This is a genomic window from Pseudomonas sp. 22490 (assembly GCF_052044465.1).
GTDB lineage: Bacteria > Pseudomonadota > Gammaproteobacteria > Pseudomonadales > Pseudomonadaceae > Pseudomonas > Pseudomonas aeruginosa.
The window spans coordinates 36,164-59,501 of the sequence record NZ_JBQENS010000002.1; the positions used below are offsets into that span (position 1 = coordinate 36,164).

The following is a 23,338-nucleotide window of genomic DNA, read 5'->3' on the forward strand; positions in this document are numbered from 1 at the left end:
TCGACGGACCGCCCTTCGGCAGCCCCGTCGTATGTTCAATGGGTGTGGTGGTTGCTGTTGCCGGCGGTGTCGATGATCGAGCCGCCGCCGAGGATGTCTCCGCTGACCGTCAGTGTCCCGGCGATCTCCACCGGTCCTTCCAGGCTGATCTTCGGCGCCTTGAGACTGACCGCCCCGTCGCTGACCCGCACCTCGCTGGCGCCGACCTTCACTTCCACTGTGCCGCTGGGCAGCTCGACGCGGTAGCGATGTGCAGCCCAGTCGTAACTCAACGAGGCGCCGTCGTCGAAACGCCAGGTCTCACTGCTGGCGCTGTTGTCCGGCGCCGTGCCCGCATCGCCGTACAGACCGGGAATAAAGGTGCCCATTGACACTCCGCCCGACGGGCTGAGCAGTGTCCCCTGTTCGCCTATGCTCGGCGCACGCCAGTGTCGAACCTTGCCGGCTGCCAGGGAGTGCCAGCGCAGCCAGCCGCTGGTCCAGTCGCCGGAGCGCACCCGTACCCGCGCCGCTGCCAGGTCCACGGCGACCACCACGCAGGGCAGGATCATCGCGGCGAGCATGCGGTCATGCTCCGCACTGACATAGCTCATGCCAACGCCTCCGGAGCGAAGTAGTCCGGCTCATGGCCGGGGCCGGTCTGCGGGTCGAAGCCCAGCATCAGGCTGCCGGGCGGCTGGTCCTCCCAGGCCCACTCCGGGTCTCCGAGACGCAGCGACTGCGTCCACTCGACCAGCCAGACACGCAGGCTCTTCAGCTCCTCGCGACTGCCGTCGACGGCCGAGCGTACGAAGCGCGCCGGTTCCAGAGACAGGTTCCAGGTCTGCTCGCGCAATGTCCGAACGATTCCGCAAGCAATGGATACCGCCTGGCGATCGGCACCAGGCGGCACCATTATCCGCGCCTGCAGGCGGCACAGCAGGGCACTCTCGCCGGTACCGGGATCGCGCTCGGGCAGTAGCTCGGCTATCTCCAGGGAAACCGCCGGGGTATTTTCCGGCACGCCTGGCCAGAAGCCGATCAACTGCGCCTCCGGCAGACGCTCACGCAGTACCTGCTCGATGGCCGCGTACAGAGCCTCGAGCGTAACAGCCTGTTCAGGCATGGTTGACTCCTTCGATCAGTTTCAATGCGGGCCACGGTCGTCCGACTGTTCCTCGGGCAGCTCGCAAACCCCCAGGCGCCGGGCGGCCCAGCGTTCGTAGAGACCGACTGCGATCTCCGCGCCGGCCGCGGCGGTCAGGCTGCCCAGCGCCGCGGCGAACAGCAGCGCGGCGCCGCAAGCCAACGCCAGCAGCATCACCGCCACGCCGCAGACGATCGACGCGCCGGAGCGCAGCGCCAGGCGCCGCAACAAGGCCCAGCCGCCGAGACCGGCCTTGTCGGCACGCCACATCTCGCCGCTGACGCCGCCCAGCGCGGCGAGCAGGATCAGTACCCAGAGCGGCATTTCCGTCAGTGTCTGCGGTTCGTTGCCCATGGGCCCCTCCTTGGCAGGCAGCGCCGGGCACGTCCGCACGAACGTTTTCCCGGGCAATAAAAAACCCGGCGCCAGGGCCGGGTTCCGGTGCTTCACGAGTGCCTCCCTGGGGACGCACCTTTACAAGAATGACTACTTTTTACCGCCCGATTCCCAGCCCGGCAATGCCTTCTCGACAATCCACTGCAATAGGAGGGAGACGCACCACGATATGAGGGTGATATACCGCCCTGAGAACCTTCGCCAGGCATCCGGGCAAGCGCATACCCACTTCCGATATGGAAAGCCCGGCATCGACTGACGAAAAGGATGGCTACGCCAGCCCGACCCCGCCTCTACCGTGCAGGGTCCGCTGCTGTGCATGGGACTCGCCGCCTCCATGGGCGACAGGCATAAAAAAACCGGCCCGAAGGCCGGTTGGAAAATTCCAGGGGGGACACGGTATCCGGTCCAGGAACTCAGGCCGCCCGCCGCAGCAGGCCGTCCTGGATACCCTGGTGCGCCACATGCAGGCGCAGATAGAAGGTGTTGCGGCTGCAACCGCAGTGGCGGTACTTCTGCTCGGGGAAGCTGTCGCGATTGAGATAGTGCTCCACCACCACGTTCTTCAGTTCCTCGGGTAGGCGATTTACCAGGCGATCGACCTCCGCCACACGGTCGAGGATCACCCGGCTGCCACGGTGGCCGCGGACCACCTCGCCCTTGCTGGCGATCAGCATGGCGATCAGGTTGCCGCCGGCGTAGCCGCCTCCGTTGCTGCCTGGCGCGTGCATTTCCTCGGCCCAGAGCTTGAGCATTTCATCGATGGCTTTGATCACGGTCGTGTCTCCTTTCACTGCCCGCGAGGGCTCGGCATGAGGTCGGTTCAACGGCGCTCGTGGCGGTCCTGGCAGTCGATGCAGCGACTGCAGCCCGGTGCCGCCCGGCGGCGCGCCTGGGGAATGGGCTCGCCGCAGTCCTCGCAGTCTTCCGCGGACTCGCGGATGGCCAGCGCCGGGCGCGCCGCCAGGAGGCCGTCGAGGCGAGCCAGGACCAGTTCGTTGGCGTGATCGGCAAGGTCAGCCATGGAAAGCCTCCCTGGCGTGCCCGACGCCCGACGGCCGAATGGATGGAACATGACAGATGCGCGGCGCCGGTTCGGCGACCTGCGTTCCTCTGCGCGGAAATGGCGAGTGCGTATCTCGCGACATGGCAATGACTCCCTGTACGACGCCGCCGTACCTGAAGCAGGTCGGCGACAGAATGAATAAGCGGGATGGAGCGTCTGCATGGACGGCGCTCCGGCCCTCCAGGTGCCGGAGCGCTTTCCCATGGCCCCGGCACCCAAGCAGTCGGCACTTGCATCGTCGGTCGCCGACAACCGGGTGCGTCCCTGCACCCATGTGAAATCTCTGAAAGGCGGGTGGGAAGTTGTGGAACTCACCCCTTCCGCTTTCTGACGGAAGAGAAATTACAACCAAAGCTATTTATCGTCAACACCTAGGCTCTTTACAGAAAATCCATCGGTCTGTAGATTGCCGAGCATGGACAAGAGCACCCAGATCCCGCCCGACAGCTTCGCCGCTCGCCTCAAGCAGGCCATGGCGATGCGCAACCTGAAGCAGGAAACCCTCGCCGAAGCGGCAGGGGTTTCGCAGAACACCATTCACAAGCTGACCTCGGGCAAGGCCCAGAGCACCCGCAAGCTGATCGAGATCGCGGCGGCCCTGGGCGTCTCGCCGGTCTGGCTGCAGACCGGCGAAGGCGCTCCAGCCGCGCGCAGTGCCGTGTCCGTGGCCGATGGCAGCCCATTGGTGCTGGAACCGCTGCATCCGTGGGACAGCGACACACCGCTGGACGAAGACGAAGTGGAACTGCCGCTGTACAAGGAAGTGGAGATGTCCGCCGGCGCCGGACGCACTGCGGTGCGCGAGATAGAGGGGCGCAAGCTGCGTTTTTCCTACGCCACGCTGCGTGCCTCGGGCGTCGATCCGTCGGCGGCGATCTGCGCCCAACTCACCGGCAACAGCATGGAACCGCTGATCATGGATGGCTCCACCATCGGCGTGGACACCGCCACCACCCATATCACCGATGGCGAGATCTACGCCCTCGAACATGACGGCATGCTGCGGGTGAAGTTCGTCTATCGCCTGCCCGGCGGCGGCATTCGCCTGCGCAGCTTCAACCGCGAGGAATATCCGGACGAGGAGTACTCGCCGGAGGACATGCGCAGCCGCCAGATCAGCATGATCGGTTGGGTCTTCTGGTGGTCCACCGTACGCCACCGGCGCGGCCCGTCCCTGGTGCGGTGAGCGCCTGGCGCTCGCCCGCTCTACAACTTCAGCTATTGAACAAGAAAACAACCTGAGCTATATTTCCTTCAACGACGTGTAGCCGCAGGAGGGAATACCATGCAGCCATCCATCGCCCCTAGCACTCCGATTCCACGCCAGGAAACCGTGGAATTGGTCTACCGCATCTTCGGCGACGTCCTGGTGCCGCTGGAGCAGGTCCGCGAACGCTGGTTTCGCAACCTGAACAAGGAAAACTTCAGCAAGGCCCTGGCATGCGGGCGGATCGCCCTGCCGGTGACGACCCTCGACGATAGCCACAAGGCCATGCAGTTCGTGGCCCTCGATCACCTCGCCGCCTACGTCGACCAGCGCGCGAACCAAGCCGGAGGCGCCCGTCGAGCACAGCCAGGCGCGGACAGCATCGCATCCTGAGCGGCCCGCCGTTGCCAGCATCGTAGGGAGCGACACCATGCTCCGCCTGGCGGATATCGCGTGGTGATGTCCCCCCTACGAAAGCGCCTTCTGCGTGGGCAAGTAATGCCGAAGGCGTCATCCGCCAACCGGACATATCGATCACTTCACCTTGAGGCGGGTTCGGCGTCCTGCCCCCTGGCGGATATCGCGCCGCGATATTCGCCCTACGAAAGCGGCTCCACGTAGGGCGAAGCCAATGCGTGGGTCCAGCCGGGCACAAAAAAGGCGGATGACGCAAACGCCATCCGCCTTCTTTTCTTCCGCCTCGCGCCGTCTTATTCGACGCTCTGCTCGGCCAGCGCCACGGCGCGGAACATCGCCCGGCGCTTGTTGATGGTTTCTTCCCACTCCAGCGCGGGCACCGAGTCGGCAACGATACCGCCGCCGGCCTGCACGTGGAGTTCACCGTTCTTGATCACCGCGGTGCGGATGGCAATGGCGGTGTCCATGTTGCCGTTCCATGCCAGGTAGCCGACCGCGCCGCCGTAGACTCCACGCTTGACCGGCTCCAGCTCGTCGATGATCTCCATGGCGCGGATCTTCGGCGCGCCGGATAGAGTGCCCGCCGGCAGAATCGCCCGCAGCGCGTCCATCGCGCTGAGCCCCTCGCGCAATTGCCCGGTGACGTTGGACACGATGTGCATGACGTTGGAGTAACGTTCGATCACCATTTTTTCGGTGACCTTCACCGCGCCGATATCGGACACCCGCCCCACGTCGTTGCGCCCCAGGTCGATCAGCATCAGGTGCTCGGCGATCTCCTTGGCGTCCGACAGCAGATCCTGCTCCAGTGCCAGGTCGGCCTCTTCGTTGATCCCGCGCGGACGGGTACCGGCGATCGGGCGCACCGTCACCAGGCCATCCTCGACCCGTACCAGCACCTCCGGCGAGCTGCCCACGACATGGAAGTCGCCGAAGTTGAAGAAGTACATGTAGGGCGTCGGATTGAAACAGCGCAGCGCGCGGTACAGGTCGATGGGCGCCGCCTTGAATTCGATGGACATGCGCTGCGACGGCACCACCTGCATGCAGTCGCCGGCCAGGATGTAGTCCTTGATCCTTCCTACCGCGTTTTCATAGTCCTCGCGGGTGAAGCTGGCACGAAACGCCGGCTCACGACCCTGGGCCGCCTCGAGGTCGAGGCCGCGACGCGGGGTGATCGGCTGGCGTAGACGCTCCAGCAGCTCCTCCAGACGTGCCTGGCCGCGCTGGTAGGCATTTTCCTCGGAGGGATCGCCGAGGACGATGGCGTGGATCTTCCCGGCCAGGTTGTCGAATACCACTACGGCATCGGACACCATCAACAGGATATCCGGGTTGCCCAGCGGGTCCGGGTTCGGACAGGTGGCCAGGCGTTTTTCCACGTAGCGCACGCAGTCGTAACCGAAGTAGCCGACCAGGCCTCCATCGAAACGTGGCAAGCCGGGCACGGTGGGCACCTGGTAGCGCGCCTTGAACTCCTCGACGAAAGCCAGCGGGTCGGCGCAATCGAAGCGCTCGGTTTCCATGCCATCGATGCTGATCCGCACTTGATGGTCGTAGACCCGCAGCACCGTGCGGCACGGCAGGCCGATGATCGAATAGCGCCCCCATTTCTCGCCGCCCTGCACCGACTCCAGCAGGTAGGAGTTCGGCGCGTCGGCCAGCTTCAGGTAGATCGACAGCGGCGTGTCGAAGTCGGCAAGGGTCTCGAAGGACAGCGGGATGCGGTTGTAGCCATCGGCGGCCAGCCGCAGGAATTCTTCGCGATTCATGATCAGCCTCATCGGAGGAGAGAACGGTCAACAGAGTGCAAACGCGCGCCGGCTATCCGGCGGAGGATGATGTCAGGCGCGCCAGCGCCAACGCGCCAGGGCCTTGATGACCTTCATCCAGAGTTTGCTGACCGCCACGGCTTGATCTCGCTGGTCGGAGGGGGAAAGGGAGTCGTCCGGCAACACTATCTCAGCGGCCTGGTCGGCGCAAGGCAGCAGGTCGCGCAGGTTGTCGATGACCAGGGTGGGCGCTTCCTCGGCGATCGGCCGGCCGTGGTTGTAGCCATAGGTCAGCGCCGCGCAGCGCACGCCGGCAGCTTTGGCGGCGAGCACGTCGTTGCGCGAGTCACCGACGAACAACGCATCTTCGGGCTCGATGCCGGCCATCTTCATCACGAACAGCAGCGCCGCCGGGTCGGGCTTCTGCTGCGGCAGGGTGTCGCCGCCGATGATCCAGCGAAAATAGCGACCCAGCTTCATCTCATCCAGCAGCGGAGCGACGAAGCGCTCCGGCTTGTTGGTGATCAGCGCCATTTCCACGCCGTTGCGCTTGAGCCACTTGAGGGTGTCGACGACGCCGGGGTAGACCTCGGTGAGCGCATGACTGTCGGCATAGGCCTCCATGAACAACGCCAGCGCGGCTTCGGTTTCCTCCTCACCGATGCCGTCGTGCTCGATGCTTCCGGCCAGGGCGCGACGCACCAGGACGCGTGCGCCGTTACCGATCCACTGGCGGACCTTCTCGATGCCCGCCGGCGGCCGCCCGAGGCTGGCGAGCATGCTGTCGACCGCGGCGGTGAGGTCGGGAACGGAATCGACCAGCGTGCCATCCAGGTCGAACATCACCAGACGCGGCAGGCGCGTGGCGAAGAACGGCTCCGCAGCGCTCATTACTGGTGCGCCTGGGCCAGTTCGGCATGCATGGCGCGGATGACCTCGGCGTAGTCCGGGGCGTTGAAGATGGCCGAGCCGGCGACGAAGGTATCAGCGCCCGCCGCGGCGATCTCACGGATGTTCTTGACGTTGACGCCGCCATCGATCTCCAGGCGGATCTCGCGACCGGAGGCATCGATCAGGGCGCGTGCCTCGCGCAACTTGTCGAGGGTACCGGGGATGAATTTCTGCCCGCCGAAGCCGGGGTTGACGCTCATCAGCAGGACCATGTCGACCTTGTCCATCACGTACTTCAGCACCTCCAGCGGAGTGGCCGGGTTGAACACCAGGCCCGCCTTGCAACCGCCGTCGCGGATCAGTTGCAGGGAACGGTCGATGTGCTGGGAAGCTTCCGGATGGAAGGTGATGTAGGTGGCGCCAGCTTCGATGAAGTCGCCGATGATGCGATCCACCGGGGACACCATCAGGTGCACGTCGATCGGCGCGCTCACGCCGTACTTGCGCAGCGCCGAGCAGACCATCGGGCCGATGGTCAGGTTCGGCACGTAGTGGTTGTCCATCACGTCGAAGTGAACGATGTCGGCACCGGCGGCGAGCACCTTGTCCACGTCCTCGCCCAGGCGGGCGAAATCGGCGGAAAGGATCGACGGAGCGATGGCGAAGGGTTGCATGGCGCACCTCAAAGGGGATCACGGAAGGCGCGCATTGTAGCCGTTATCGGTTTTTGGCGGTGAAAATGACGACTTTTCGCCGCAGCAGCCGACGCCCGGACCAAGCCGGGCGCGCCCTGCGCCTCAGCCGCCGGGTTGTGCGGTACGCATCTTCTCGCTGCGCCCGCGCAGCCATTCCAGGGTCAGCAACAGCAGTACGGAGAAACCGATCAGCAAGGTCGCCGCGGCGGCAATGGTGGGGCTCAGGTTCTCGCGAATGCCGCTGAACATCTGCCGCGGCAGGGTGGCCTGCTCGGGACCGGCGAGGAAGAGGGTCACTACCACTTCGTCGAACGAGGTGGCGAAGGCGAACAGCGCGCCGGAAATCACTCCCGGAGCGATCAGCGGCAGGGTCACCCGGAAGAAGGTGGTCAGCGGCGGCGCGCCGAGGCTGGCGGCGGCGCGCACCAGGTTGTAGTTGAACCCCTGCAGGGTCGCGGAGACGGTGATGATCACGAACGGCACGCCGAGCACCGCATGCACCACGATCAGCGACAGGTAGCTGTTGCCGAGCCCCAGCGGAGCGAAGAACAGGTAGCTGGCCACGCCGATGATCACCACCGGCACCACCATCGGCGAAATCATCAGGCTCATCACCAGTGCCTTGCCGCGGAACTCGCCGCGGGTCAGGCCGATCGCTGCCAGAGTGCCGAAGACCATTGCCAGCAGGGTCGCCGCCGGAGCGACGATCATGCTGTTGGTCAACGAGCGCATCCACTCGGCGGACTGGAAGAAGTCGGCGTACCAGCGCAGGGAGAACCCTTGCAGCGGGTAGACCAGGAAGGTGCCGGAGTTGAACGACAGCGGCACGATGACCAGCACCGGCAGTACCAGGAACAGCAGTACCAGGCCGCAGAGGATGCGCAGGGAGTAGAACCACAGGCGCTCGACCGGGGACATGTAGGGACTCAGCATGACTCGCTCTCCAATGTGTTTCGTGCGGATCCCCCTCTCCCCGCCCTCCGGGCAACCTTTTTTCCGAAGGCAGAGGGGAATCGGTTGGCCTTCTCGGAAGGCCCTCTATCCCAGGCGCAGGCGGCTGGCGCCCACCAGCCAGCTGTAGACGACGTAGAGCACCAGGGTGGCGAGCAGGAGCAGGCCGCCGAGGGCGGTGGCCATGCCCCAGTTGATGGTGCTGTTGGTATAGAAGGCGACGAAGTAGCTGACCATCTGGTCGTTCGGGCTGCCCAGCAGCGCCGGGGTGATGTAGTAGCCGATGGACAGGATGAACACCAGCAGGCAACCGGCGCCGACGCCCGCGACGGTCTGTGGGAAATACACCCGCCAGAAGCTGGCGAACGGGTGGCAGCCGAGGGAAATCGCGGCGCGCATGTAGCTCGGCGAAATGCCTTTCATCACGCTGTAGATCGGCAGGATCATGAACGGCAGCATGATGTGCACCATCGCGATGTATACGCCGGTGCGGTTGAACACCAGTTGCAGCGGCTGGTCGATCAGGCCGAGCTTGAGCAGCGCGCCGTTGATCAGGCCACCCGATTGCAGCAGGACGATCCAGGCAGCGACACGTACCAGGATCGAGGTCCAGAATGGCAGCAGGACCAGGATCATCAGCAGGTTGCTCTTGCGCGTCGGCAGGTTGGCCAGCAGGTAGGCCAGCGGGTAGGCCAGCAGCAGGCAGATGACGGTGATCACCGCACCCATCCAGAAGGTGCGGGCGAAGATGTCCAGGTAGATGGCCTGGTCCGGGGTGGCGCGCGCCACTTCGCCGAGATCGTCGATCCGGTGGTCGAGGGCTGCGAGCAGGTAATAGGGCGTATAGCTGCTGGCGTTGCGGCGGATCACCTGCCAGTAGGCGGGGTCGCCCCAGCGCTCGTCGAGCTGCTCCATGGCGTCCTTGTAGGAAGCGGGCTCCTCCTTGAACGGCAGCTTGCGCGCGGTCTTCGCCATCAGGCTGCGATAACCGGCCAGTTCCATGTTCAGGCGCTTGGAGAGATCGCCGATGGTCTGGTTGCGACGAGCCTCGGCGAGATCCTGGCTGAGCGCCTTGTAGACGGCGTCGGCCGGCAGCGACTTGCCGTCCCAGGCGGAGATGGCTTCTACCGTCAGCGGCAACGAGCGAACCACTTCCGGGTTGGACACGCTCTTGTAGAGCAGGGCGGCGATCGGCACCAGGAAGGTCAGGACCAGGAAGGCCAGCAGGGGCAGGATCAGCGCCTGGGACTTCAGGCGGTTCATCCGCTCGGCGCGCGCCAGGCGTTGCTTGAGGGTGCTGCCGGCGGCCTGGGACATGGGCACAGCTGTGGCCATAGCGAACTCCGGAAAAAAAGCGGGCCGTCGGGGGCGACCCTGGAAAGTGTGGAACGGTAGGAGGAGCCGCCGCGCGGCGGCCCCTCCGGCCCTCTCTGGAGGGTCAGGCGAGGATTACCTGGCCGCCCAGGCGTTGAAGCGCTGTTCCAGTTGTTCGCCGTAGTCGGCCCAGAAGGTCACGTCCATTGCCACCTGGTTCTGGATGTTTTCCGGAGTGGTCGGCATGTCCTTCAGCAGGGCCTTGTCCAGCAGCGGCACCGCCTGCTTGTTGGCCGGACCGTAGGCGATGTTTTCCGAGTAAGTCTTCTGCTGCTGGGGCTGCACCGAGAAGGCGATGAACTTCAGGGTCTCTTCCCGTTTCTTCGCCCCCTTCGGGATGGCCCAGGCGTCGAAATCGTAGATGCCGCCGTTCCATACCACCTTCAGGTTGCTTTCCTTCTGCACCGCGGCGATCCGACCGTTGTAGGCAGAACTCATCACCACATCGCCGGAAGCCAGGTACTGCGGCGGCTGGGCGCCCGCCTCCCACCACTGGATGCTCGACTTGATCTCGTCGAGCTTCTTGAAGGCACGATCCTGGCCTTCCTTGGTGGCGAGCACGCCGTAGACGTCCTTCGGCGCCACGCCATCGGCCATCAGGGCGAATTCGAGGGTGTACTTGGCGCCCTTGCGCAGGCCGCGCTTGCCGGGGAATTTCTTGATGTCCCAGAAGTCCGCCCAACTGGTCGGCGCGCTTTTCAGCTTGTCGGCGTTGTAGGCGAGCACCGTGGACCAGACGAAGAAACCCACGCCGCACGGTTGGATGGCGCCGGGCACGAAGTCCTCGGTCTTACCGAACTGCGCCGGGTCGAGTTCCTCGAACAGGCCTTCGTCGCAGCCGCGCGACAGCTCCGGCGACTCCACTTCCACCAGGTCCCAGGACACGCTGTTGGTATCGACCATGGCCTTGACCTTGGCCATCTCGCCGTTGTATTCGCCGGCGACGATCCTGTTGCCGGTGGCTTTCTGGTAGGGCTCGTAGAACGCCTTGATCTGGGCGCTCTTGTTGGCCCCGCCGAAGGACACCACGGTCAGGTCCACCGCCATGGCCTGGGCCGCGCAGGCCAGGCCGGCCGCCAGGGTGGCGAACTTCAGGCTGGCCGCTTTCAGGGATTTCGACATTATTGTTCTCTCCACAGTGCAGGGTTGCTTCGGTACGGTTCGGGACTGCCGGCGCTCACGCCGCCGGCAGAGGGTCGAGCGCCCTCACATGCTCGACCTGCCAGCCCAGCGGAACCACATCACCGACGCTCAGCGTCGGGTCCAGCTCGGCGATCGGCTGCTTGACGAAGAAGTCGTCGCGGCCGCAAACCTCCAGGCGCACACGCACGTGGTCGCCCAGGTAGACGAATTCGGCCACGCGGCCGGAGAAACGGTTGACGCAAGACTCGCTGGCACCGTTCAGGCGCACCCGCTCGGGGCGGATCGACAAGGTCACCGGCTCGCCCGGCTGGCCGACGTTGACCGCCAGCGCCTCGACCTTCTCGCCGCGCGGCAGTCCGACCACGCAGCGCTCGCCGTCGCAACTGAGAAGCTGCCCGGATAGACGGTTGTTCTCGCCGATAAAGTTGGCCACGAAGGTGTTGCGCGGCTGCTCGTAGAGATTGCGCGGCGGCTCGATCTGCTGGATTTCGCCCTGGTGGAACACCGCCACCCGGTCGGACATGGTCAGCGCCTCGCCCTGGTCGTGGGTGACGTAGACCACGGTGACACCGAGGCGCTGGTGCAGATGCTTGATTTCCATCTGCATGTGCTCGCGAAGTTGCTTGTCCAGCGCTCCCAGGGGCTCGTCCATCAGCACCAGTTGCGGCTCGAAGACCAGCGCGCGGGCCAGCGCCACGCGCTGCTGCTGGCCACCGGAAAGCTGCGCCGGATAACGCCCGGCGAAGGCGTCGAGCTGGACCATCGACAACGCGCGCTTGACCCTTTCCTTCACGTCGGTCTTGCTCATGCCACGGACGCTGAGGGGAAAGGCCAGGTTCTCGGCCACGGTCATGTGCGGGAACAGCGCATAGTTCTGGAACACCATGCCGATGTCGCGCTTGTGCGGAGGGACATTGTTGATCGAGCGACCGGCCAGGAGGATTTCGCCGGCGGTGGGGGTTTCGAAACCGGCCAGCATCATCAGGCTGGTGGTCTTGCCGGACCCGGAGGGGCCGAGCAGGGTGAGGAATTCGCCCTTGCGAATGTCCAGGTTGAGATCCTTCACGATGAGGGTCTCGCCGTCGTAGCTTTTCTGCACGCCACGGAAGCTGACCAGCACATCGCCGCCTTGAGTCTCGGCCATAACCGCACCTTTGTTCGTTTTATGGATGCTGTGCGAACAGCCTAGAGAACCCGGCGCAGGACGCAAATCGGCCGGCAAGAGAGTTTTCTATCAGGGGAAAGGAAAGCTCTTTGTAGGAATCGCCCTACAAAAAAGATGCCCCCCGGAATGGGCCAGACCGCTCTGGGAAGGGGCTTTCGAGAAGGGCAAAGGTTTGCGCGCCAGCGCTCTCCGGCTGGCGCGCAACGGCCTCCTCAGCGCTTGGCCCAGTTCTGGAAACGCTGCTCCAGGGCCTCGCCGTGCTCCGCCCAGAAGGCCACGTTCATACCCACCGCGTTCTGCATGTTCTGCGGTGCGGTCGGCAGGTTGGCAGCCACTTGCGGATCGAGGAGGCCTACCGCCTTGCGGTTGGCCGGGCCGTAGGCGATGTTCTCGGCGAAAGCCTTCTGCTGCTCCGGCTGGCTGGCGAAACGGATGAACTCCTCGGCCAACTGCTTCTTCCAAACCCCGACCGGCAGCGCCCAGAAGTCGAAATCGTAGACGCCGCCGCTCCAGACCATTGCCAGGCGCTGCTTCTCGGCCTGCGCCGCGGCGATCCGCCCGTTGTAGGCCGAACTCATCACCACCGTGCCATCAGCCAGGTCGCGCACAGGGTCCTGCCCGGACTTCCACCAATGGATATAGGGCTTCAGCTCGTCGAGCTTGCGGAATGCCCGCTCGACGCCGGCGGGCGTCGCCAGCGTCTGGTAGACGTCCTTCGGCGCCACGCCATCGGCCATCAGGGCGAACTCCAGGCTGTACTTGGCGCCCCAGCGCAGGCCGCGCTTGCCGGGAAACTTCTTCACGTCCCAGAAATCCGCCCAGCCCTGCGGGCTGCCCGCAACCTTGCCGGGGTTGTAGGCAAGCAGCGTGGTCCAGACGAAGATGCCGACTCCGCAGGGCTGCACCGCGCCGGGAACGAAATCCGCGGGATCGCCGACCTTCGCCATGTCCAGCTTCTCGAACAGACCTTCCTCGCAACCGCGCGCCAGCTCCGGCGCCTCGACTTCCACCACGTCCCAGGAGACGTGGCTGATCTCCACCATGCGCTTGAGCTTGGCCAGGTCGCCATTGTAGGAGCCATGCACCACGCGATTGCCGGTGGCGCTCTTGAAGGGTTTGTAGAACGCGGTTTCCTGGGCTTCCTTGTTGGCGCCGCCGAAGGAAATCACGGTCACGTATTCCGCCCAGGCGGGCGCGGTAACTCCGAGAAGGGCGCACAACAGGCCCGTCCTCATGGCTGGCAACATCGTTTCTTCTCCTTATCGTGTTGGCCGGCGAGCATCATTCCCTGCCGCGCGGAAGCCAGGTAGACAGCAGATCGCGAAAACCGGACCTGGCGCACAAGCCGCGAGCAAAACCTGGGCGAACGCCCCTGTCAGAGCAGGCGGTGCTCCATCGCGTAGCGCACCAGGTCGGCTACCGAATGCGCGTTGAGCTTCTGCATCAGGCGTGCCTTGTGGGTACTGATGGTCTTGTTGCTGACCGCCAGTTGCTGGGCGATCTCGTTGACGTTGGCGCCCTGCACCAGCCGCTCGAACACCGAGAACTCGCGCTCGGAGAGCAGCGCATGGGGCGGACGCGAATCGGTCAGGCCGACCTCGAAGACCATCCGATCGGCAAGGTCCGGGTCGATGTAGCGTCCGCCGCCGGCGACCCTGCGGATCGCGGTGAGCAGCAATGCCGGATCGCTGTCCTTGGTGGCATAGCCGGCAGCACCTATCTTCAGGGCGCGGGCGGCCATCTGCGCCTCGTCGTGCATCGACAGCACCAGGATCGCCGGCGGCTCGTTCAGCGCGCGAATCCGCGGAATCGCCTCGAGGCCATTGACGCCGGGCATGGAGATATCCAGCAGGACCACCTCGCAAGGCGTTCCGCGCAGGGTTTCCAGCAACTGCTCGCCATTGGTGGCCTCGCCGACCACCTGCAGGTCCTTGGCCATGCCAATCAGTTGCTTGATGCCTTCCCTGACGATCGTGTGGTCTTCAGCGACCAGGACTCGGATCACCACTCTTTGCTGCCTCACGCTGTTCCGCCTTGCCGGCGGTTGTTCTTGTCACGGGCCCGCGACGCCCAGCGGAATCCTCACGCTGAGCGTGGTGCCCTCGCCGGGGGCACTGTCGATGTCCAGCGTACCGCCCATCATCAGCACCCGCTCACGCATGCCGACCAGGCCGAAGGAACTGCCACGCCCCACCGTGGCAACATCGAACCCGCGACCGTCGTCGCTGACGCTCAGGCACAGCTCGTCGCCCTCGCGCAGCAGACGCAGTTGCACAGTATGCGCCTCGGCATGCCGCATGACATTGGTCAACGCCTCCTGGAGGATGCGGAACAGGCCGATAGCCTTGGCGTCGACCAACTGCGGCGAGTTCTCCGGCACCTCCACCAGGCAGGGAATCTGCGTGCGCGCCTCGAAGCGCCGCGCCTGCCACTCCACCGCCGAGCCGATTCCGGCGTCGAGGATCGGCGGGCGCAGTGCGGTAGCCACGTCGCGCACCAGCTGGAACAACTGGGCGATCAGCTTTTTCATGTTGCCCAGGCGTTCGCGCAGGCCCTCCTGGGCATCGGCATAGGCCAGCTCGCACATCGAGGTTTCCAGCTTCAGCACCGTCAGCACCTGGCCCAGCTCATCATGGACCTCGCGGGCGATACGCGCCTTCTCCTCCTCCCGCACCGACTCCAGGTGCGCCGACAGCTCGCGGAGCTGGGCGCGCGACTCGCCGAGTTCGAGTTCGATCTGCTTGTTCGCGGTGATGTCCCAGACCACCCCGTCCCAGACCGCACGACCATCCTCGAAACAGCGCGCCGAAGCCTTGATGTCGGCCCAGCGCAATTCGCCCTGGCGGGTGAGGATGCGGCCCTGCCAATGCCAGTCGCGATTCTCGTCGAGGGCAGCCATCTGGCTCGACCAGTAGCGCTCGCGGTCGTCGGGATGGACCAGGCCACGAATGCCGCGGCCGCTTTCGATCAGTTCGCGAGCGCTGTAGCCGACCAGCGCCTCGCTGCCCTCGCTGATATAGGCGAAGTCGGAAAACGCGCCGGCCCGCGGGCGCTCCAGGCGGAAGACCATGCCCGGCACGTTGGAGGCGATGCCCTTCATCCGCGCCTCGCTTTCCTGCAATGCCTCGCGGGCACGGCGGCGCTCGGTGACGTCGCTGAGGAACACCACCAGATACTCGGACGTGCCGAAGCGCAGGAAGCTAAGCGAGACGTCGGCCGGCAGCCAACTGCCGTCGGCGCGCAGGCAGCGGGTCTCGAAGCTGAGCGGGCCCTCCTCGCTATTGCGCGCACGACGCCAAAGATTCAACCAGCGGTCCATGTCCAGGCCGGGCTCGAAGTCGGCCAGCGGACGGTCCACGAGTTGACCGTCGGCATGGCCGAGCATCTGTTCGGCGGCGCGGTTGGCGTAGCGTACGCGGCTGTCCCAGTTGACCCAGAGGATGCCCAGGGTGCTGTTGTCGATGGAGAACTGGGTCAGGCGCAGCGCCTCCTCGGCCGCCTGGCGCAGCTCCAGGTCGCGGCGGGCGCCGTACAGCCGGGCTTCCAGCGCATGCTGCTGGCGCCGCTGGAGGAACACCGCCGCCAGCGCGCCGGCCAGCAGCAGGCCGAGGAGGATCGACAGGTTCTGCCAGAACCCCGGCGACTCGCCGAGGCGCGGATACTTGGGTTGCAACCAGCGCTCGTGCAACTGGTCCAGGGACTTGCGCGGCAGCGAGCGCAACGCCTGGTCGACCACCATCGCCAGTTCCGGCCAGTCGCGACGGGTCGCCACCCGTAGCAGTTGCGGGTAGCCGATGTCGCCAACCACCGCTAGCTCGGCGAACTCCGGCTCGCGAGTCAGGCGGCTGAGTTGCGCTTCGTCGATCACCGCGTAGCGTGCCTGTCCGGCGAGCACGGCGCGCAGCACCTCGCGTTCGGAATCGGCCGCCCCCCATTGCAGGCCGCTATAGGTGCTGCTGAGGTAGTCGGCTACCGAACTGCCGGCCCGCACGGCAACCCGGGTATCGCGCTCCAGTTGCTCCAATTCGACGCTGCCGCTGCCATCGCGCTTCCCCACCACCAGCCGGGAAACCCGCAGGTAGGGATCGGAGAACAGCCACAAGCGCAGCCCGGCTGGGGTCTGGCTGAGGCCGGGAGCGATATCCACGCGCCCAGCGCGCAGGGCATCGTCGAGCGCCGCCTGGTCGGGATAGCCCTGCCACCGCAAGGTCACCTGCATTGCCGTGGCCAGCCAGCCCATCAGCTCCACGTTGGCCCCGGAATACTGTTGCAGGCGGCGGTCGTACTGGGCATAGGGCGCTTCGGTGACCACCCCGACGCGCAATTCCCGATGCTCCGCCAGCCAGGTCCGTAGCTCCGCCGTCAGCGGCAAGGCGACCGACTCCTCCGCTCGCACGGGCAGGCTCAACAGCAGACAGAAGAAGAGCAGACAGCAACGACGCAACATGCCGGCGACACTCCACGGAATACACCGCAACGGAAGGAAAAGCGGGCATACCTTACCGCGAGCGCGACCGGCGAACCATGCGAAGGCTCGGCCTGACAAAGAAGTGCTCTGGGTTTAGGCTGCCTTCTGGATTGTCTATCGGGAATTTCCAATGCCGGCCTTCTCTCTACTGCCGAAGCCCTCCGCCCTGCTGCCGCTGCTATTGGCCGCCGCTTTCCTGCCGCCGGCTTTCGTTCATGCCGAAGAGGAGGCCGCCAAGGACCAGCCGCCGGCCCCCGTGGAACGCCCGGCGGTCAGCGAGCGCAGCCAGGACGAGGCCAAGGGGCTGGAGCGCCAGTTGCCGGAGGACGGCCAGCAGATCCTCAAGGCCGGCGACGAAAGCTTCCTCACCCTCTGGTTGCCAGCCAACACCGCCGAGGCCGAAGGTGTAGTGATCCTGGTTCCCGGTGATGGCGAAAGTCCGGACTGGCCGCAAGCCATCGGCCCGCTAAGGCGCAAACTGCCGGATGCCGGCTGGCAGACCCTGAGCCTGGCCCTGCCCGACCCGCAGAGCACCGCGCCGGTTACCCGCCCTGCGGAATCCGCTGCCAGCGCCAGCGCCGACAAGGACGCCAGCGCCGCGGACAGCGCAAGCAAGCCTGACGTGAAAGGAGAAAGCGGCAACGCGCCGGCGCCGGAAAGCACCGCCCAAGCCGGCAGCGGCGAACCGGCGCAGAGCGAGGACCAGGCCCCTCCCCCAGCCATCGATCCGGTCGAGCAGCGCAAGGCGCACGCCGAACGGGTCATGGCGCGCCTGCAGGCGAGCATCGACCTGGCCCTGCAGCACGAACCGAAAAGCGTCGTCCTGCTCGGTCATGGCACGGGCGCCTATTGGGCGGCACGCTACCTGGCGGAGAAGGAGCCTGCGGAAATCCACAACCTGCTGCTGGTTGCCGCGGAGGTACCGCGCGATTTTCGCCCGGCGCTGGAAGATATGGTGCCGAAGCTGAAACTGGCGACCGGCGACTTCTATTACCGCGACGCCCGCGCCGACCGCGAGGCGGCCAGGCTGCGCATGCAGGCCGGCAAGCGGCAGAAACACCCGGCCTACGTACAAATCGCGATGCAGGCGCTACCGGCCGACCCCAAGGCGGAGCAGGAGCAACTGTACCGACGAATCCGCGGCTGGCTCAGCCTTCACCTGCAGGCCGATGCGCAGAAACCTGCGGAGTGATCAGCGGAACCCCTCACGCTCTCGGACCAGGGCGTAGGCCGCCTGCAATTCACGGGTTTTCTCGGTAGCCGCACGCACGCGCTCGACGCTGGCGCCGGCTCCCGCCAGTTTGTCCGGATGATGCTGGCTGATCAGCTTGCGATAGGCGCGTTTGATCAGCGCCGGCTCGCTTCCGGCCTCCACGCCGAGCAGCAGCAGGGCCTCACGGTAGCTATCCCGGGCGACAGCGCGCGTGGGCTTCGGCATGACCCGCGCCGACAAGCGTTCCGTTCGCTCCGCCGACCAACCCAGCCAGCGCCCCCATTGCAACACCAGTTGTCGCGCCGACTGGCTGAGCACGCCGCCAGCCCAGGCCATCCGCCAGCAGGCGAGCAATACTGCCTCCGCACGTTCGCCTTTCAGACGCGCGACCTCCTCCTGCAGATGGGCGATGCCGGCCTTGCCCTTGCCGAAGGACGCGATGGCACGCCGCTGGGCTCGCCTATCGAGCTTGCGCAACGCCATCTCCTCGCGCGCCTGGCGGATATGCATTTCCTCCACCCGCCCGCCGCTCTTGGCCAGATAGCCGAGCAACTGGAACAGCAGGTCGTCCTCATCGTTCACCGCCCGCCCGCGCAAGCGCGCCAGCAGGCCGCGCCAGGACTCCAGGCGCAACCTGCGGTCCAGCAGTTGCCCCAGCAGGCCGCCGAGCAGGGCGCCGGGGATGCTGGCCAGGGCCCAGCCGGCTCCGGCTCCGATCAGCGTAGCGGGCCAGAGCATCTCAGGCGTGCTCCGCCAGCAATCGCTCGACTTCCGCCAGGCGCTCGTGAGTACCGACGTCGACCCAGTGCCCACGATAGTGTTCGCCGCTGACCCGCCCCGCGGCGATGGCCTTGCGCAATAGCGGCGCCAGCTTGAAGGCGCCCGGATGGCAGCCCTCGAACAGCGCGGGATGCAGTACGGCGATCCCGCTGTAGGTCAGGTTGCCGCCCGCTTCGCGGGTCTCGCCCACCCGTCCGCCGGCATCCAGGTGGAAATCGCCGGCGGGATGGTGCGCCGGGTTGTCGACCAGCACCAGATGCGCCAGGTCGCCGTCGGCAAGATGCAGCCGAGAGTAGTCGAAGTCGCTCCAGACATCGCCGTTGAGCAACAGGAACGGCTGCTCGCCGAGCAACGGCAGGGCGCGGAAGATTCCGCCACCGGTTTCCAGCGGTTCACCCTCCGGGGAATAGGCGATCCGCCCGCCCAGGCGCGAACCGTCGCCGAGATAGGCCTCGATCTGCTCGCCAAGCCAGGCATGGTTGATCACCCAGTCGTCGACTCCGGCCTGGCGCAGCGCCAGCAACTGACGCTCGATCAATGGCACGCCGGCGGCCTCGATCAGCGGCTTGGGCGTGTGCAGGGTGGTCGGCCGCATGCGCTCGCCACGCCCGGCGGCGAGGATCATCGCCTTCATGCCTCGGCTCCCTGCGGCAGCGAGGCCAGCAGCTCGCCCAGTTCGGCCAGCTCGGGACGGCGCGCCACGGCGGTTTCCAGATAACGGAAGAAGCGCGGCACGTCACCCAGGTAGCGCGGCTTGCCGTCACGGTGACAGATACGGGCGAAGATGCCAATCACCTTCAGGTGGCGCTGCACGCCCATCAGGTCGCTGGCGCGGAGGAAGTCTTCGAAGCTTGGCGGCAGCGGGATGCCGGCCCAGGTCGCCTTCTTCCAGTAACGGTTCAGCGCGGCATGCACGCGCGGCTCCGGCCAACTGACGAAGGCGTCCTTGTACAGGCAGGTGACATCGTAGGTGACCGGGCCGTGCAGGGCGTCCTGGAAGTCGAGGACGCCCGGGTTGGGCTCGCTGAGCATCAGATTGCGCGGCATATAGTCCCGATGGACGAACACCCGCGGTTGCTCCAGCGCGCTGCGTACCAGCAGGTCGCAGATCCGTTTCCAGCGGGCCAGCGTCTCGCCCTCCAGCTCCACGCCGAGGTGGCGGGCCAGGTACCAGTCGGGGAACAGCTGCAGCTCGCGGCGCAGCACCGCTTCGTCGTAGGCAGGCAGGACACCGGCGACATCGACCTTCTGGAAGGCGATCAGCGCATCCAGGGCCGGTTCGAACAGCTCGTCGGCATTCCCGGGATGAAGCACGTCGAGGTAGGTCTGCCGGCCCAGGTCACTGAGCAGCAGGAAACCGTTCTCCAGATCCTGGGCGAGAATCCTCGGCACATGCACGCCGGCTCCGGCGAGCAGTCCGGCGACCTTGACGAACGGTCGGCAGTCTTCCTGGGGCGGCGGCGCGTCCATCACCACCAGGCTGCGGTCCCCTCCCTGCCAGCGGAAATAACGACGGAAGCTGGCGTCGCTACTGGCCGGGATCAGTTCGGCGGGGGGCACTTCCCCCCAACCTTCGGCAACGAACAACTCGGGCAAACAAGAGTCCAACCAGCGATTCAGCTGCTGGAAACGGGCATCATCAGACATTTACGGGGTTCTCCACGGCCCTAGCCGTTGCGCAGGTCATGCTTTATTATCCAGCATCTTGTGCGACACGCGTAGCGTGTCTCCGGCTCCAAGCTGTAGGGTCAGCTTGGGGGATTTCCGAGAGGAAATCGCACGCTTGGGTATCCATCCCCAGGAACCAAAACCCGCCCAGAAGTCCATTGCCTTCAAGGACTTGCCGCAGCGGCGGTGGCAACCCCAAGGTCGCCTAGCACTCGGAAGCGCGACTGCGAACCAGCTCTTTTCGGTTCTGGAGTGCATGCCCAATGGAGGGTGTTATGAATGAGATGAGCCAAGATACCTTCGGCATAATCATGCTCACCGGCTTGCTCCTCGTTTGTTTAGGGATGGCAGCCTGGGCGGATTGGCCGAGGATCAAAAGCCACCTCAAACGACCGCCTTCCAAGCACTAACCCCGGCCCTTGTGGCCTAACCCTTGCGGGAGAGAATCCCCGCTGGGGTTCCTCCTGCCTCAAAACAGGAGGAAATCTTCCCCGAGAGCACGCTGCACCCGCAGTACCTGCTCACATCAAACTGGAGACATGGGCGAAAGCTCTGTCTGTCATTGTCCAACCACACTCACCAGAGTGCGGGAGCGGACCCGTTGTGCGACCAACGGTAGCCTACGACGACGTGCATCGCTGGTAACGGCGTTGTGCGAAGCTCGTCCGACAACGTAGCCCCCTATCCAGGGTGCAGTCCTTCCGCGAGGCAGACTGCGGATACTCGGAGCAGTACCGGGTTGAGGCGCCAGGCTGGCTGGTATGGGCAACACATGTGAATCGCTGATAAACACCGTAAGGATAGCCATGCCAAAACTGCTGTCAGGCATGAACCAAAAGGTATGTGGTCGGTTATCTCCGTGGGATGTGGGGATACGTCGCCTTCAAGACCACCGGTGAAAAGGCGAGTCCTAACCCAGTCGTGTGACAGATAGGGAACGTGGTAAGCCCGTATCGCCGCCCTCCGGGCAGGGGAGCCGCAAGGCGAACTGTTGGCGGTGCGGGTATGGGATCGCAGAGAAAGCGAATGCCGGGTTGTAATGATCCGGATAGGGGTTGAAACATCACCCCACGGGAAACCGGGCAGACTTCTGCGTGGTCTTCCGTCGCAACAGCTCTGACAGAGACCGTCTCAATCAACCCAGGGCCAGCTTCCATCGGCCCTTAACAAACCTACCCTGGCGGGTGCCCCCACCCCGTCAGGGGCGGCGTGCACCTTCCGCTCGGGTAGTTCACTTGAGAGGAAAGCAGCATGAAAGAGCTCAGCCAACAGGCCGGGCCTGCGCTTTCCGGCGCTCCACAGCAATGGCACGACGTCGATTGGAGTCGTGTCCAGCGGAACGTCCGGGGAATGCAGGTGCGGATTGCGAAGGCTTGCCGGGAAGGCAAATGGCGCAGGGTGAAAGCCTTGCAACGGATGCTGACCCGCTCGAAGTCGGCCAGATACTTGGCCGTACGGAGAGTCACGGAAAATCAGGGGAGCCGCACGACGGGAGTCGATAAGCAACTCTGGGATACACCCAACGCGAAATGGGAAGCGGTTGGTCAGTTGAAGACGCGGGGATACAAGGCGCGGCCTCTACGGCGCGTCTTTATCCCGAAGTCGGATGGCCGGGAACGCCCTTTGGGTATCCCGACCATGACGGATAGAGCCATGCAGGCGCTATATCTGCTGGCGCTGTCTCCTGTCGCAGAAACCCGGGGCGATCCGAATAGCTACGGCTTCAGGATCGAACGCTCCACGGCGGACGCGATGGCGCAGTTGTTCGTATGCCTATCCAAACGAGCTTCCGCTCAATGGGTGCTGGACGCGGACATCGAAGGGTTCTTCGACAACATCAACCATGATTGGCTGATAAGGAATGTCCCCACGGATACACGAGTACTCCGGCAATGGTTAAAGGCCGGTGTTGTACACCGAGGGCAGTTGCACGCAACGGATGCAGGTACGCCACAAGGGGGGATCATCTCCCCAACCTTGGCAAATCTGGCGCTGGATGGGCTGGAATCACTCCTCAAGCAACATTTGGGGGTGACGAGGGCGAAGAGGCTGAAGATCAACGTGGTGCGTTACGCGGATGATTTCGTGATCACTGGCGCCTCCCCGGAGGTACTGGAAAACGAGGTCAAACCCTGGGTGGAGCAGTTCCTGGCGGTACGCGGGCTGCGGCTTTCTCCCAAGAAAACCCGCATCGTCCACATCGACGAAGGCTTCGACTTCCTTGGATGGAACTTCCGAAAGTACGACGGAACGTTGCTGATCAAACCGAGCAAGAAGAACGTCAAGGCGTTCTACGGCAAGATCAGGGAAGTGATCGACACCCACAAGACGAGTAAGCAAGAGGATTTGATCCGACTGCTGAATCCGATCCTGCGGGGGTGGGCACTTTACCATCAGCCAGTGGTGGCCAAACAGGCGTACAGCCGGATGGATAACAGGGCGTTTATTAAGCTCTGGCGCTGGGCAAAAAGGCGGCATCCAAACAAGTCCCTGGACTGGATACGGAAGAAGTATTTCCGACCGCAAGGGGAACGAGGATGGGTGTTCGCCACCACGGTTCTGGAAGCGAACGGATCAAAACGGGAGGTCGAGTTGTACCAACTTGCAGGTACACCGATCGAGCGGCACAAAAAGGTAAGTGGGGAATACAACCCCTACGACCCCCTCATGGAGGCAGCAGGCGAAAAACTGCGGATGGAACGGATGCTGAACAAGCTGAAGTACCGGAAGCAAATCGCCAGTCTATTCACCAGCCAAAATGGGTTATGCGCGCTCTGCAAACAGCCGATATCCAGGGAAACCGGGTGGCACGACCACCACATTATCTACCGTTCACAAGGCGGTGGAGACTCCCTGGAGAACCGGGTACTATTGCACCCCATTTGTCACCAACAGCTCCACGCACGTGGTCTGCACGTGAGCAAACTGGCCCCCTTGGGGGTTTTGGATAGGCCTGAGCCGTAAGCGCTGAAAGGTGCACGTACGGTTCTTAGGGGGGGATCAGCC

22 protein-coding genes are annotated in these 23,338 nt (G+C 64.7%); 4 read left to right on the plus strand and 18 right to left on the minus strand.

Going from position 1 to position 23,338, the window contains the following annotated elements; all coding sequences use genetic code 11:
- Nucleotides 1–35: 35 nt before the first annotated feature.
- The 5 genes from ACTJJX_RS02215 to ACTJJX_RS02235 all read right to left on the minus strand — a co-directional run bounded on the left by ACTJJX_RS02215 (nt 36) and on the right by ACTJJX_RS02235 (nt 2,546).
- On the minus strand, nt 36–593 hold the full coding sequence (locus ACTJJX_RS02215; protein ID WP_016852413.1) for a phage baseplate assembly protein V: 558 nt from the start codon (nt 591–593) through the stop codon (nt 36–38).
- Nucleotides 590–1,105, minus strand: a complete 516-nt coding sequence (locus ACTJJX_RS02220; RefSeq protein WP_003101620.1) for a hypothetical protein — start codon at nt 1,103–1,105, stop codon at nt 590–592. The genes ACTJJX_RS02215 and ACTJJX_RS02220 overlap by 4 nt, the downstream gene beginning before the upstream one ends.
- Before the next feature lie 21 nt (nt 1,106–1,126).
- Nucleotides 1,127–1,480: a phage holin family protein gene (locus ACTJJX_RS02225; protein WP_003101619.1), complete on the minus strand. Its 354-nt coding sequence runs from the start codon at nt 1,478–1,480 to the stop codon at nt 1,127–1,129.
- Nucleotides 1,481–1,938: 458 nt separating this feature from the next.
- Entirely contained in the window at nt 1,939–2,298 is a 360-nt protein-coding gene (locus tag ACTJJX_RS02230; RefSeq protein WP_003459419.1) for a PA0613 family protein, read from the minus strand.
- Between the two features lie 47 nt (nt 2,299–2,345).
- Nucleotides 2,346–2,546: a TraR/DksA C4-type zinc finger protein gene (locus ACTJJX_RS02235; RefSeq protein WP_003085132.1), complete on the minus strand. Its 201-nt coding sequence runs from the start codon at nt 2,544–2,546 to the stop codon at nt 2,346–2,348.
- 457 nt (nt 2,547–3,003) lie between these two features.
- On the opposite strand from ACTJJX_RS02235, the gene prtR reads away from it, so the two are divergent.
- Nucleotides 3,004–3,774 carry a transcriptional regulator PrtR gene (gene prtR, locus ACTJJX_RS02240; RefSeq protein ID WP_003113202.1) on the plus strand — a complete coding sequence of 257 codons (771 nt, stop codon included), beginning with the start codon at nt 3,004–3,006 and terminating at the stop codon, nt 3,772–3,774.
- 99 nt (nt 3,775–3,873) lie between these two features.
- Nucleotides 3,874–4,188 carry a pyocin genes transcriptional regulator PrtN gene (gene prtN / locus ACTJJX_RS02245; RefSeq protein ID WP_003121843.1) on the plus strand — a complete coding sequence of 105 codons (315 nt, stop codon included), beginning with the start codon at nt 3,874–3,876 and terminating at the stop codon, nt 4,186–4,188.
- 317 nt (nt 4,189–4,505) lie between these two features.
- On the opposite strand, the gene trpE is transcribed toward prtN, so the two are convergent.
- From trpE to ACTJJX_RS02295, 10 genes are all read right to left on the minus strand, one after another.
- A complete protein-coding gene (trpE, locus tag ACTJJX_RS02250) occupies nt 4,506–5,984 on the minus strand; it encodes an anthranilate synthase component I (RefSeq protein WP_016852412.1) in 1,479 nt (492 codons plus the stop codon).
- A gap of 72 nt (nt 5,985–6,056) precedes the next feature.
- A complete protein-coding gene (locus tag ACTJJX_RS02255) occupies nt 6,057–6,875 on the minus strand; it encodes a phosphoglycolate phosphatase (RefSeq protein WP_003099532.1) in 819 nt (272 codons plus the stop codon).
- Entirely contained in the window at nt 6,875–7,549 is a 675-nt protein-coding gene (gene rpe / locus ACTJJX_RS02260) for a ribulose-phosphate 3-epimerase (protein WP_003085122.1), read from the minus strand. Before rpe ends, ACTJJX_RS02255 begins: the two co-directional genes overlap by 1 nt.
- Nucleotides 7,550–7,672: 123 nt before the next feature.
- On the minus strand, nt 7,673–8,503 hold the full coding sequence (locus tag ACTJJX_RS02265) for an ABC transporter permease (RefSeq protein ID WP_003099535.1): 831 nt from the start codon (nt 8,501–8,503) through the stop codon (nt 7,673–7,675).
- Between the two features lie 105 nt (nt 8,504–8,608).
- Nucleotides 8,609–9,856 carry an ABC transporter permease gene (locus ACTJJX_RS02270; RefSeq protein ID WP_003109044.1) on the minus strand — a complete coding sequence of 416 codons (1,248 nt, stop codon included), beginning with the start codon at nt 9,854–9,856 and terminating at the stop codon, nt 8,609–8,611.
- Nucleotides 9,857–9,970: 114 nt separating this feature from the next.
- A complete protein-coding gene (locus ACTJJX_RS02275) occupies nt 9,971–11,017 on the minus strand; it encodes an ABC transporter substrate-binding protein (protein ID WP_003099539.1) in 1,047 nt (348 codons plus the stop codon).
- Nucleotides 11,018–11,072: 55 nt separating this feature from the next.
- Nucleotides 11,073–12,182: an ABC transporter ATP-binding protein gene (locus tag ACTJJX_RS02280; protein WP_003085109.1), complete on the minus strand. Its 1,110-nt coding sequence runs from the start codon at nt 12,180–12,182 to the stop codon at nt 11,073–11,075.
- Nucleotides 12,183–12,415: 233 nt separating this feature from the next.
- Entirely contained in the window at nt 12,416–13,450 is a 1,035-nt protein-coding gene (locus tag ACTJJX_RS02285) for a polyamine ABC transporter substrate-binding protein (protein WP_003085106.1), read from the minus strand.
- A gap of 128 nt (nt 13,451–13,578) precedes the next feature.
- Entirely contained in the window at nt 13,579–14,211 is a 633-nt protein-coding gene (locus ACTJJX_RS02290) for a response regulator (protein WP_003085103.1), read from the minus strand.
- Between the two features lie 45 nt (nt 14,212–14,256).
- A complete protein-coding gene (locus ACTJJX_RS02295) occupies nt 14,257–16,650 on the minus strand; it encodes a PAS domain-containing sensor histidine kinase (RefSeq protein ID WP_009875783.1) in 2,394 nt (797 codons plus the stop codon).
- A 151-nt stretch (nt 16,651–16,801) separates the two neighbouring features.
- Between ACTJJX_RS02295 and ACTJJX_RS02300 the strand changes: the two genes are divergently transcribed.
- Complete coding sequence (locus ACTJJX_RS02300; protein WP_012613533.1) at nt 16,802–17,863, plus strand: alpha/beta hydrolase family protein; 1,062 nt, start codon at nt 16,802–16,804, stop codon at nt 17,861–17,863.
- Here ACTJJX_RS02300 and ACTJJX_RS02305 read toward each other — a convergent pair whose 3' ends face one another.
- Genes ACTJJX_RS02305 through ACTJJX_RS02315 form a run of 3 tightly spaced genes read right to left on the minus strand, consistent with a single transcriptional unit; the run spans nt 17,864 to nt 20,311 of the window.
- Nucleotides 17,864–18,622 (minus strand): DnaJ domain-containing protein, encoded by a 759-nt coding sequence (locus tag ACTJJX_RS02305; protein WP_016852411.1) that lies wholly within the window; start codon nt 18,620–18,622, stop codon nt 17,864–17,866.
- A 1-nt stretch (nt 18,623) separates the two neighbouring features.
- Nucleotides 18,624–19,298, minus strand: a complete 675-nt coding sequence (gene murU / locus ACTJJX_RS02310) for an N-acetylmuramate alpha-1-phosphate uridylyltransferase MurU (RefSeq protein WP_016852410.1) — start codon at nt 19,296–19,298, stop codon at nt 18,624–18,626.
- Nucleotides 19,295–20,311, minus strand: a complete 1,017-nt coding sequence (locus tag ACTJJX_RS02315) for an aminoglycoside phosphotransferase family protein (RefSeq protein ID WP_003099554.1) — start codon at nt 20,309–20,311, stop codon at nt 19,295–19,297. Before ACTJJX_RS02315 ends, murU begins: the two co-directional genes overlap by 4 nt.
- Nucleotides 20,312–21,583: 1,272 nt before the next feature.
- On the opposite strand from ACTJJX_RS02315, the gene ltrA reads away from it, so the two are divergent.
- Nucleotides 21,584–23,296, plus strand: a complete 1,713-nt coding sequence (ltrA, locus tag ACTJJX_RS02320; protein ID WP_003109031.1) for a group II intron reverse transcriptase/maturase — start codon at nt 21,584–21,586, stop codon at nt 23,294–23,296.
- Nucleotides 23,297–23,338: the final 42 nt, after the last annotated feature.

Excerpts from the sequence above, each read along its gene's own strand:
- ACTJJX_RS02215 (WP_016852413.1), bottom strand. The coding sequence starts at position 593 with ATGAGCTATGTCAGTGCGGAGCATGACCGCATGCTCGCCGCGATGATC.
- ACTJJX_RS02220 (WP_003101620.1), bottom strand. The coding sequence starts at position 1,105 with ATGCCTGAACAGGCTGTTACGCTCGAGGCTCTGTACGCGGCCATCGAG.
- ACTJJX_RS02225 (WP_003101619.1), bottom strand. The coding sequence starts at position 1,480 with ATGGGCAACGAACCGCAGACACTGACGGAAATGCCGCTCTGGGTACTG.
- ACTJJX_RS02235 (WP_003085132.1), bottom strand. The coding sequence starts at position 2,546 with ATGGCTGACCTTGCCGATCACGCCAACGAACTGGTCCTGGCTCGCCTC.
- prtR (WP_003113202.1), top strand. The coding sequence starts at position 3,004 with ATGGACAAGAGCACCCAGATCCCGCCCGACAGCTTCGCCGCTCGCCTC.
- prtN (WP_003121843.1), top strand. The coding sequence starts at position 3,874 with ATGCAGCCATCCATCGCCCCTAGCACTCCGATTCCACGCCAGGAAACC.
- trpE (WP_016852412.1), bottom strand. The coding sequence starts at position 5,984 with ATGAATCGCGAAGAATTCCTGCGGCTGGCCGCCGATGGCTACAACCGC.
- ACTJJX_RS02255 (WP_003099532.1), bottom strand. The coding sequence starts at position 6,875 with ATGAGCGCTGCGGAGCCGTTCTTCGCCACGCGCCTGCCGCGTCTGGTG.
- rpe (WP_003085122.1), bottom strand. The coding sequence starts at position 7,549 with ATGCAACCCTTCGCCATCGCTCCGTCGATCCTTTCCGCCGATTTCGCC.
- ACTJJX_RS02265 (WP_003099535.1), bottom strand. The coding sequence starts at position 8,503 with ATGCTGAGTCCCTACATGTCCCCGGTCGAGCGCCTGTGGTTCTACTCC.
- ACTJJX_RS02270 (WP_003109044.1), bottom strand. The coding sequence starts at position 9,856 with ATGGCCACAGCTGTGCCCATGTCCCAGGCCGCCGGCAGCACCCTCAAG.
- ACTJJX_RS02275 (WP_003099539.1), bottom strand. The coding sequence starts at position 11,017 with ATGTCGAAATCCCTGAAAGCGGCCAGCCTGAAGTTCGCCACCCTGGCG.
- ACTJJX_RS02280 (WP_003085109.1), bottom strand. The coding sequence starts at position 12,182 with ATGGCCGAGACTCAAGGCGGCGATGTGCTGGTCAGCTTCCGTGGCGTG.
- ACTJJX_RS02285 (WP_003085106.1), bottom strand. The coding sequence starts at position 13,450 with ATGTTGCCAGCCATGAGGACGGGCCTGTTGTGCGCCCTTCTCGGAGTT.
- ACTJJX_RS02295 (WP_009875783.1), bottom strand. The coding sequence starts at position 16,650 with ATGTTGCGTCGTTGCTGTCTGCTCTTCTTCTGTCTGCTGTTGAGCCTG.
- ACTJJX_RS02300 (WP_012613533.1), top strand. The coding sequence starts at position 16,802 with ATGCCGGCCTTCTCTCTACTGCCGAAGCCCTCCGCCCTGCTGCCGCTG.
- ACTJJX_RS02305 (WP_016852411.1), bottom strand. The coding sequence starts at position 18,622 with ATGCTCTGGCCCGCTACGCTGATCGGAGCCGGAGCCGGCTGGGCCCTG.
- murU (WP_016852410.1), bottom strand. The coding sequence starts at position 19,298 with ATGAAGGCGATGATCCTCGCCGCCGGGCGTGGCGAGCGCATGCGGCCG.
- ACTJJX_RS02315 (WP_003099554.1), bottom strand. The coding sequence starts at position 20,311 with ATGTCTGATGATGCCCGTTTCCAGCAGCTGAATCGCTGGTTGGACTCT.
- ltrA (WP_003109031.1), top strand. The coding sequence starts at position 21,584 with ATGAAAGAGCTCAGCCAACAGGCCGGGCCTGCGCTTTCCGGCGCTCCA.